8 protein-coding genes are annotated in these 9732 nt (G+C 37.2%); all 8 read left to right on the plus strand.

Annotation, left to right across the window (positions count from 1 at the left end; translation table 11 throughout):
- The first annotated feature begins 22 nt into the window (after positions 1–22).
- Positions 23–1588 (plus strand): 2,3-bisphosphoglycerate-independent phosphoglycerate mutase, encoded by a 1566-nt coding sequence (gene gpmI, locus DFR79_RS03625; RefSeq protein ID WP_133514142.1) that lies wholly within the window; start codon positions 23–25, stop codon positions 1586–1588.
- Positions 1589–1683: 95 nt separating this feature from the next.
- Complete coding sequence (eno, locus tag DFR79_RS03630) at positions 1684–2970, plus strand: phosphopyruvate hydratase (RefSeq protein WP_133514157.1); 1287 nt, start codon at positions 1684–1686, stop codon at positions 2968–2970.
- Positions 2971–3189: 219 nt separating this feature from the next.
- A complete protein-coding gene (gene secG / locus DFR79_RS03635) occupies positions 3190–3411 on the plus strand; it encodes a preprotein translocase subunit SecG (protein WP_133514143.1) in 222 nt (73 codons plus the stop codon).
- Positions 3412–3603: 192 nt separating this feature from the next.
- Positions 3604–5556, plus strand: a complete 1953-nt coding sequence (locus DFR79_RS03640; protein ID WP_133514144.1) for a sodium-translocating pyrophosphatase — start codon at positions 3604–3606, stop codon at positions 5554–5556.
- 84 nt (positions 5557–5640) lie between these two features.
- On the plus strand, positions 5641–6051 hold the full coding sequence (locus tag DFR79_RS03645; protein ID WP_133514145.1) for a PaaI family thioesterase: 411 nt from the start codon (positions 5641–5643) through the stop codon (positions 6049–6051).
- Between the two features lie 68 nt (positions 6052–6119).
- Entirely contained in the window at positions 6120–6671 is a 552-nt protein-coding gene (locus DFR79_RS03650) for an HDIG domain-containing metalloprotein (protein ID WP_133514146.1), read from the plus strand.
- A gap of 87 nt (positions 6672–6758) precedes the next feature.
- On the plus strand, positions 6759–8906 hold the full coding sequence (gene rnr, locus DFR79_RS03655; protein ID WP_133514147.1) for a ribonuclease R: 2148 nt from the start codon (positions 6759–6761) through the stop codon (positions 8904–8906).
- Between the two features lie 30 nt (positions 8907–8936).
- Positions 8937–9413: an SsrA-binding protein SmpB gene (gene smpB, locus DFR79_RS03660; RefSeq protein WP_133514148.1), complete on the plus strand. Its 477-nt coding sequence runs from the start codon at positions 8937–8939 to the stop codon at positions 9411–9413.
- Positions 9414–9732 lie beyond the last annotated feature (319 nt).

Raw genomic sequence — 9732 nt, forward strand, 5'->3', positions numbered from 1 at the left:
TAAGACTATAAGGAGGATTATTATGGCAAGACCTAAACCCCTGGCCCTGATTATTGCAGATGGGCTGGGAATAAACGAAAACGCAGAGGGAAATGCTGTCTATCAGGCAGATACTCCTTTTCTGGATAAATTAAATAAAGAATATCCACATTCAATTTTGAAACCTTCAGGAGAGGCTGTTGGTCTCCCGGAAGGTCAGATGGGTAACTCTGAGGTTGGACACTTAAATATTGGTGCCGGCCGCATAGTTTATCAGGATTTTACAAGAATTAATAAAGCGGTAGAAGAAAAACATCTGCTGGACAATGAGGCACTTAAAAAAGCAGTAGATCATGCTAAAGAAAATGATGGCGCCCTGCACTTAATCGGACTTTTATCTGATGGTGGTGTCCACAGCCATATTAAACATCTTTTTGGTTTAATCGAGATGGCTGATCGAGCTGGCCTGGAAAAAGTATATATCCATCCAATCTTAGATGGTCGAGATACTCCACCTACCAGCGGTACAGGTTATTTAAAAGAACTTCAGGAAGAGCTGGATAGAGTTGGTACCGGCAGGATTGCAACTGTCAGCGGTCGTTATTATACCATGGATCGTGATAACCGCTGGGAGAGAACTAAAAAATCATATGATATGTTAGTTCTGGGAGAAGGAAATAAAGCAGAAAATGCTGTCAAAGCTGTAGAAGCTTCTTATAAAGAGGATGTGGAAGATGAATTTGTTGTACCCACAGTTATCACCGAAAATGGAGAACCTGTAGGTCCAATGAATGATCATGATTCCGTAATTTTCTTCAATTTTAGAGCGGATAGAGCCCGTCAGATCACCAAGGCTTTAACTATTGACGGTTTTGAGGGCTTTGAGCGGGAGCCAGAACATCCCGAAGATCTTTACTATGTGACAATGACAGAGTATGATGAAGAATTCGATTTACCTGTTGCCTTTGAGCCAGTAGAAATCGAAGATGGACTGGGAGATGTTCTAAGCCGGGAAGGTTTAAAACAGCTGCGAATTGCTGAAACAGAAAAATATGCTCATGTTACTTTCTTCTTTAATGGAGGAGTTGAAGAACCAAATGAAGGTGAAGATCGTATTTTAATTCCTTCCCCTCAGGTTGCAACATATGAGATGCAGCCGGAAATGAGTGCTTATGAGGTAACTGATAGGCTCTTAGAAAAAATTGAAGCAGAAGAGTATGATGTAATTATCTTAAACTATGCTAATATAGATATGGTTGGACATACAGGCTATATGGACGCAGCTATTGAAGCTGTAGAAACAGTAGATGAATGTCTTTCAAAAATTGTTCCCGCTATTTTAGATAAAGGCGGCCAGGCTTTGATTACCTCTGATCATGGTAATGGAGAAAAAATGAAAGAAGAAAAAGATGGTTCTCCATTTACAGCTCATACTGCTAATATTGTTCCACTCTATTATGTAGGTGGACCGGAGAATAAAGCAATTGCTTCTGGTAAACTGGCTGATTTGGCTCCCACAATGTTAGAGATACTGGGAATCGAGCAGCCGGAAAAAATGACAGGAGAATCACTGCTAATAGATATTGAAAAAGAAAAGAAAAATCGTTAAAAATTAATTAATAAACAGAGACAGTTTCTGCTGTCTCTGTCCAAACATAACTTAAAAATAGTTTCACTGTAAAATTATAAGGAGGTCAATTAATGATGTTAAGTACAACAATTGTAGAAGTATATGCTCGCGAAATTTTAGATTCACGTGGTAACCCAACTGTAGAGGTAGAGGTAGTATTAGAAGATGGTACCTTTGGTAGAGCGGCTGTTCCATCTGGAGCTTCGACTGGAGAATACGAAGCAGTAGAATTAAGAGATGGTGGCGACCGCTACCTGGGTAAAGGTGTTTTAGATGCAATTGAAAATGTAAATGAAGTTATTGCACCTGAATTACTAGGTTTAGATGTTAGAGATCAGGTTGATATTGATAACTTAATGCGCGAATTAGATGGAACTGAAAACAAAGGTAAACTAGGTGCCAATGCTATTTTAGGTGTTTCAATGGCAGTTGCTAAAGCAGCAGCTAATGCTACCGGAACTGAACTCTACAATTATATTGGCGGCATGAATGCTAAAACTCTGCCCGTACCAATGATGAACATTTTAAATGGTGGAGAGCATGCTGATAATAATGTAGACCTGCAGGAATTTATGATTATGCCTGTTGGTGCAGTAAGCTTCCGTGAAGCTCTGCAGATGGGTGCAGAAGTATATCATAACTTAAAGAAAGTACTGCAGGAAAAAAATCTGGGTACAGGTGTTGGTGATGAAGGTGGATTTGCACCTGATTTAGGATCCAATGAAGAAGCGCTGCAGGTAATTGTAGAAGCTATTGAAGCTGCCGGTTATGAAGCTGGCGAAGATTTCTATCTGGCTATTGATGCAGCAGCATCTGAAATTTATAAAGATGGCAAGTATGACCTGGCCGGAGAAGGTGTCAAAAAGACTTCTGAAGAAATGGTAGATTTCTATGCAGAGTTAATTGACAAGTATCCAATTATCTCACTTGAAGATGGTCTTGACGAAGATGACTGGGAAGGTTGGGCTCAGTTAACAGAACGTTTAGGTGATCGTCTGCAGATCGTGGGAGATGATCTTTTTGTGACTAATGTTGAAAGATTGAGCAGAGGTATTGAGGAAGATTCTGCTAACTCAATCTTAATTAAGGTTAACCAGATTGGTTCCTTAACTGAGACTTTAGATACAATTAAAATGGCTACAAGAGCAGGATTTACTTCTGTAGTCTCACACCGTTCCGGTGAAACAGAAGATGTAACAATTGCTGATCTTGTTGTAGCAATGAATACCGGCCAGATCAAAACTGGTGCTCCTGCACGTTCCGAAAGAGTTGCTAAGTATAACCAGCTGCTAAGAATTGAAGAAAGCTTAGGAGAAGCAGCTCAATATGCAGGTAAAGAAGCATTCTTTAACCTTAAGTAAAGTTCTTTAAATCTAAAAGACAGTAATCAAGGGACTGGGCAGAGATTTTTTCTGCCTGGTCTTTTATAGTCTTATCTACTGAAACTGTTTTCCAGGCTCTTAAAAGTCTTTTTATCCTCTAAGTTATTGTTTTTTTGTCTTTAATATGTTAAAATTAAAACTGTGTTGAATTATGGATATCTAGTATTATTTACTTAACTTACTGGAGGTGAGATTTAGATGTTTGCACTTAAGGTTTTACATTTTATTATAGCGATTGCAGTAATTGTTGGTGTTTTACTTCAGTCTGGTAAAAGTGCCGGTCTATCTGGAGCAATTGATGGTGGTGCTACAACTTTTTTTGGTAAATCAGGAAAGAAGATGGAAGATAAAATAAGTAAGGCAACAACTGTTGCAGCAGTATTATTTATGATTAACTCTCTGATTTTAGCTATCTTTTAATTTTTGATATTTAGTGTCATAATTAAGTAATGAATAGTTAATTATAAAACAGGAGATTAAGTATTTTTTAATAAAAAAACATCTAATATTGTTTCAGGGAAAATTTTAAAGTTTTGAATGCAATATATACCAGATAAGATGCTAAATATTAGCATATAAAAAGAAAATATTAATTAATAAGGAGGTTGGTGCATGAATTTTTATACACCTTTAGCAGGAATAATTGCCTTAATTTTCGCCTTTATTCTTGCTGGAAAAGTTAAAAAAGAAAGTATGGGAACAGAGAGAATGGCCGAGCTATCAGATGCAATCAATGAGGGGGCAATGGCATTTTTAGGTCGTGAGTATAAAATGCTTTCAGTATTTGTTGCAGTTGTAGCTGTAATAATGGCTGTTGTACCCAGTCTGGGCTGGCAGTATGCTCTATCATTTATTTTAGGTGCATTTTTCTCTGCTTTAGCTGGATTTATAGGAATGCAGATTGCAACTCAGTCAAATGCCAGAACAACACATGCTGCCAGAACAGGTTTAAACGCTGCTCTAAAGGTTGCGTTTTCTGGAGGAACTGTAATGGGGATGTCTGTTGTAGGTTTAGGGACCCTGGGACTTGGAATTTTATATATGTTCTTTTCTCATGATGTAGAGTTTATAAGAGGTTTTGCTTTTGGAGCCAGTTCTATTGCTCTATTTGCCCGTGTCGGTGGCGGTATTTACACTAAAGCTGCTGATGTTGGTGCTGATTTAGTTGGTAAAGTAGAAGCTGGAATTCCAGAAGATGACCCCCGTAACCCTGCTGTTATTGCTGACAATGTTGGTGATAATGTTGGTGATGTGGCAGGAATGGGAGCAGACTTATTCGAATCATATGTTGGTTCAATTGTAGCTGCTATGACCTTAGGAGTTGCTTTAAGTGTAGATCATGTTTTACTGCCGATGTTAATTGCAGCTTTAGGGATTATTGCTTCTATAATTGGTACTCGTTTTGTAAAAGCTAAAGAGGGTGGAAATCCTGCCAAAGCTTTAGAAAGAGGAACCCTGACTGCTGCCGGAATTACAATTATTGGAGCTTACTTTTTAGTGACTTCTTTAACAGGAGAAATCGGTATTTTTGTAGCAATTATTGCCGGCTTAGTTGCTGGAACCCTAATTGGTAGAATTACTGAATATTATACTTCTGAGCATTATGGGCCTGTTAAACATATTGCCCGTCAGTCACAGACTGGTACCGCAACTAACATAATCAGTGGTTTATCTGTTGGTATGAGAAGTACAGCACTTCCAATTTTAGTTATTGCAGCTGCTATTTATTTAGCATATAATTTTGCCGGTCTTTATGGTATTGCAATGGCTGCAGTTGGTATGCTTTCTACAACAGGTATTACACTTTCAGTTGATGCTTATGGACCTATCGCTGATAATGCCGGTGGAATTGCCGAAATGGCAGAATTGGACTCCTCAGTTAGAGACATTACTGATAAATTAGACTCTGTTGGTAATACAACAGCTGCTATGGGTAAAGGTTTTGCAATTGGTTCAGCTGCTTTAACAGCTTTATCATTATTTGCAGCTTTCTCACAGGCAGTTGGCTTAGAGTCTATTTCGCTGACCAATCCACAGGTTATTATCGGACTCTTCCTGGGAGCTATGCTTCCTTTCCTATTCTCCGCAATTACTATGGAGGCTGTAGGTAAGGCCGCAGGAGAAATGATCGAAGAGGTAAGAAGACAGTTTAAAGAAATGCCAGGTATTATGGAAGGTACTCAAAAACCTGACCACAGAAAATGTGTTGATATCAGTACAACAGCTGCTCTAAAAGAAATGATTTTACCAGGTCTTTTAGCTGTAGTTGTGCCAGTAGTAGTTGGACTCTGGGATGTACAGGCACTGGGTGGTCTTTTAGGTGGAGCTCTTTCTTCCGGTGTGCTCTTAGCAATTATGATGGCTAATGCCGGTGGAGCCTGGGATAATGCTAAAAAATATATTGAATCAGGAGCATTTGGTGGTAAGGGTACAGATACCCATGCTGCTTCTGTTGTCGGTGATACAGTAGGAGATCCCTTTAAGGATACATCCGGACCATCCTTAAATATCTTAATCAAATTGATGACTATTGTTTCACTTGTATTTGCTCCATTATTCATGTAAAATTAATATAGTAGTAAAGGAATGATTACCCTCCTTGTAGTTGATGCTGCTGGGAGGGTTTTTTGATAGAAGGGTAGTGATTTAATGCCGGATGTTGATGATCAAATGTGTTTTGCCTGTGGAGAGGAAAATCCGATTTCTCTGGCCTTGAAATTTGAAAAAATTACTAAAAATAGGGTGAGAGCAGAATTTATTCCCGGAGAATATCATCAGGGCTATAATGGAATAATTCATGGTGGTTTAACAGCTACTTTACTGGATGAGGCAATGGCATATGTAATTGGTTTTAAGGGAATTAAAGCATTTACTGCCGAGCTGAACATAAGGTACAGAAAGGCAATAGAGATTGGGGAAAAGTTAGAAATAATTGGAGAATATAAAGGATCTAAAGAAAGTTCTATTGCAAATGTTTATTATGCTCAGGCAGAAATTTTTGCTGAAGATGGTAATTTAAAGGCTCAGGCAGAAGCTAAATTTATTGAAGCTGATAACTAAAGTTTTATTTTACAGTTAAGCAGTTTCATTTTTCAAAAAGACCATAATATTTTAAGGGAGGAATTTTAATGCAGAGAAAAGAAGCACTCAAACTGATGGAAGAAAATATCAAGCAGAAAAATTTGCGCAAACATTGTCTTGCAGTAGAGGCAGTAATGGCAGAGCTGGCCGACTATTTTGATAAAGATGAGCAAAAATGGCGTCTGGCAGGTCTACTCCACGATATTGATTATGAGCAGACTGCAGATCAACCGGAAAAACACAGTCAACTTGGTGCAGATAAGCTTGCTGAAATGGGAATGGAAGCGAAGATTGTAGATGCTGTTAGATCTCACAATGGAATGCATCAACTGCCCCGTAAAACCTTAATGGCTAAGGCTTTATATGCAGCTGATCCTTTAACTGGTTTAATTGTTGCTTCAGCATTGATTCATCCTGAAAAAAAATTAGACGCCCTGGACACAGAATTTGTTTTAAACCGTTATGGAGATAGTTCTTTTGCTAAAGGAGCAGATAGAGATGTGATTGCTTCCTGTAAGGAGCTGGATCTGGAGTTAAAAGAATTTGTTGCTCTTTCTTTAGCCGCTATGCAGAATATTTCTGACGATTTAGGACTTTAAATTTTAGCTCTAAAAACAGAAAATAGATTGATTGATCAAGAATACAATTTAAGAATAGAATCACCAAAAGATTGGGGATGATTATTAATGAGTGCCAGAAGTGAATTATTAAAAAAATTAAGAGAAGATGTACACCGCCCACTCAGCAAAGAAGAAATTTTCGAAAAATTTGAGATAGATAAAAGTCAGCAGCAGATGTTTTCCGATCTCCTTGATGATTTGATCAAGACAGGTCAGATTTTCAAAAACTCACAGGGTCTGTATGGAGTTCCGGAAAAATTTAATTTAATCGGGGGTAGAATTGAAAAAATAGCTTCCGGAAATGCTTTTTTAATTCCGGATGATCCCGAAAAAGAAGATGTTTATATTTCTTCAGCCAATATGAATGGAGCAATGCACAATGATAAGGTGTTTGTGCGTCCTGTTCCTTCTGATCGCGGTAAAAGCCAGGCAGGAGAGGTTGCAGAAATCATTGAGAGAGTCAACAAAGAAGTTGTTGGTAATTTAGAAAAATATAAAAATTATGGATTTTTAATTCCGGATAACAAAAGAATCTGTAATGATATCTTTATTCCACCAGAAGCATTAAATGATGCAGAAAATGGTCAAAAAGTTGTGGCAAAAATAAATCGCTGGCCGGAGAAAAACAGGAATCCAGAAGGAGAAATTATAGAAATACTGGGTGATAAAGATGATGCCGGGGTTGATATTGAAGCTATAATTCGTCAGCTCAACTTACCGGGTAAATTTTCAGATAAAGTTTTAAAGCAGACGGAGAATATTCCAGATCAGGTAAGTGAAGATACAATTACCAAAGATGATCAGCGTCAGGATTTAAGAGATTTAAAACTGGTAACTATTGATGGACCGGATGCTAAAGATTTTGATGATGCTGTTTCCATAGAAAAACTGAGTGATGATGTTTATAGATTGGGAGTTCATATTGCTGATGTCAGTCATTATGTAACAGAGGACAGCCCCCTTGATGAGGAAGCTTTTTCTCGAGCGACCAGTATTTATTTAGTCGACCGGGTAATTCCAATGCTGCCCGAAAAGCTGTCTAATGGAATCTGCAGCCTGAATCCTCAGGTGGATAGACTGACCATGACTGTATTTATAGACTATAGATATCACGGAAAAAAGGGAATAGAAATTATAGATCATGATATTACAAAATCAGTAATTAATTCCAACCACCGGATGACTTATGGTGAAGCTCAGGATATTCTGGAGGATAATGATCAGGCTAAAAAAGATGAATATAGTGATTTTATAGAAGAACTAAAAATGATGAACGAACTTCGCAGAAGACTGCGCCAAAATCGTTTTGAAGAAGGAAGTATGGACTTTAACTTTCCAGAGGTTAAAGTAGAACTTGACGAAGATGGTCATCCTGTTAACTTAAAGAAAAGAAAACATCGGGAAGCAGAACAGTTAATTGAGGAATTTATGATTGCTGCTAACCGAATTGTTGCAGCAGAGATGTCCTGGCGGGAAATGCCCTTTATTTATCGGGTCCATGAAGAACCGGATCTGGATAGAATGCAGCAGTTTAACGAATTTATTCATAATTTTGGTTATCGCTTAAAAGGAGTCAAAAACGGGGTTCACCCCAGGGCACTGCAGGAAATCTTGGAGGATGTAAGAGGAACCAAAGAAGAAAAAATAATCGAAACAGTAATGCTGCGCTCACTCAAAAAAGCAGTTTATTCTGAAAAAAATGTGGGTCACTTTGGACTGGGTATTACTCATTACAGCCATTTTACTTCTCCAATCAGACGTTATCCTGATCTGACTGCTCATCGAATCATTAAGGAAACTGTAACAGAAGGTTATCTAAGTCAGAAACGTCAGGATGAACTGGATATAGAACTACCCAAAATAGCCGATCACTGTTCACTCCAGGAAAGAAGAGCAATGGAGGCAGAACGAGATTCTGTGGACTTAAAGAAAATTGAATTTATGGAAGATAAGATTGGTGAGGAATTTGAGGGAATTATCAGTGGGATTACCGGTTTTGGTATGTTTGTGGAGTTAGAAAATACAGTAGAAGGTTTAGTCCATATTAAAAATCTTCGTGATGATTATTATCATTATGATGAGGAAAAATATCATTTAATTGGAGAAAGAACTAAAAAGATTTACAGAATTGGTGATGAGGTTAAAGTTAAAGTTACCAAGGTTAATAGAGATGAAAGAGAATTAGATTTTGAATTACTGGAAAAAATTGATTAAGATAAATTAAAGATTAAGGATGTGATAGTCATGGCTAAAGATAAAGATATAGAAATTATCGCAAAAAATAAAAAAGCCAGACATGATTTTTATATAGAAGAAACTTATGAGGCGGGGATAAAACTTAAAGGTACAGAGATTAAATCGATCAGAAATCATCGAGTTAACTTAAAAGATAGCTTCGCTCTGGTACAAAATGGAGAAGTTTATCTGCATAATATGCATATTAGCTCCTATAAAGAGGGAAATCGTTTTAACCACGAGCCGGAAAGAAAAAGAAAGCTTCTGCTTCATAAAAATGAGATCAGAAAACTGATCGGTTATACAACTCAAAAAGGTTATACTCTGGTACCTCTGACCCTGTATTTGAAAAAAAATCTCTGCAAGGTGGAACTGGCAGTAGCAAAAGGTAAACAGCAGCATGATAAGAGAAGAGATATTGCCAAGAAAACAGCCAAACGTGAGATGGAAAAAGCCTTTAGACGCCGCCAAAAGGGAGATATATAATAAAATAGTCCAATTAAGAAACCTTATAGTTGGGATGAAAATAATTTTTATTTAAATCCCAACTAATAAAGGATAAATACCGCAAATCAAAATATAATAAAAACATAGTTAAGGCAGCTAACAATAGGAATAACTCTTATTATCTTAATTTGACAGAATTATTTGAAAATGGTATAATTCAGATGTGTTAATTGGGTTGGTTATTAAACTTTTCAACTTTAATTGATAACGTCAAATAAAATATGATAGTTACCATAAAATGTAAGTAAATAGTAATAGATCACCACTAATTTTAATTATAATAAAAATATTCAAAATG

Source organism: Halanaerobium saccharolyticum, assembly GCF_004362045.1.
Lineage (GTDB): Bacteria > Bacillota > Halanaerobiia > Halanaerobiales > Halanaerobiaceae > Halanaerobium > Halanaerobium saccharolyticum_C.